At 66.5% G+C, this 1007-nt stretch carries 1 protein-coding gene; it reads right to left on the minus strand.

The features are described 5' to 3' along the window. Positions 1–1007: hypothetical protein (locus A5625_RS29550; RefSeq protein ID WP_197516026.1), on the minus strand; the 1007-nt coding region annotated here is incomplete at both ends.

Below are 1007 nucleotides of genomic sequence, written 5' to 3' on the forward strand. Positions count from 1 at the left end.
CCAGCGCGTTCACGATGGCGTCGATGTCCGCAAGCCCTTGCGTCATCCCTGCGGTGATGACCGGCAGCACGCCGGCCGACAACTGGCCGGTGCCGATCTTCGAAGCGTCGAGAGTCGGAATCAGCGATGGCTTGAACAGGCCGCCGGTGAACATCGGGTTCAGCAACGGAATGCCGGAAAAGCCCGGCAGCACGGGCGCCCCGCTGCCCAGGCCGCCCGGGTGACCCATCAGGCCGGCTACGTCGGAAAAGATCGCGCCGAGCCCGTCGAGCCCGTCGAGCCCGCCAGTGACGTTCGGCCACGCCGAAATCAGTTGGCCGATGATGCTTGACCCGTCAGTGAGAAACCCGGTCAACAACGGTGCGAGGCTAAGGAATTTCGTCGGGATTGTGCCCGTCTTCGACAACCAGGCCGACGTCCACGAACTGACGCCGGCGGTTACTGCGTCGGTCTGTTCGATCCACAGCCGCGCGGTGGCCGCACCGTCAGGTACGACGTCCGCGCCGGCCATCTGTTGCCAGCCACCCGACGCGGCCGCCGGGTTCGCGATCGTGGCGACGGTCGCCGAGCTGAGCAGCGTCGTGCCGGCGGCGTCGCTGTAGTAATTGACGCCGAGCAGGAACGCCGCGCCCGATGCCGTGATGCCGGCCCATTGCAGATAGTGCGCCGGCTTCAACGTCTGGCCGGGGTCGACTTCGATGGCGGGGTCACTCAACAGTTGCTTCGTGGTGCCGTCGCCGGTCGCCTGAACCGCGCCGCCGCCGGCAACCCGGCTAAGCGCGCCGGTCCAAGTCCAAGACGATTCGCCGTCGACGCTGTTCTCGCCGACGTATTCGGGGTTGGTCAATAGGTTCTGCTCGGCGCCCGAAATGTGCGCGGCCGGAATGTTCGGTAGTAGCGCGCCGGAAATCGGGCCGAACAGGTTCTCGGACGAAATCGGGCTCGTGATCGACATGAGCAGCCCGGTCGGGTTCAGCACGTCGTTGATGAGCGTCTCGGCGGCCGCG

Origin of the sequence: Mycobacterium sp. 1465703.0 (genome assembly GCF_001672975.1) — a bacterium.
Classification (GTDB): domain Bacteria; phylum Actinomycetota; class Actinomycetes; order Mycobacteriales; family Mycobacteriaceae; genus Mycobacterium.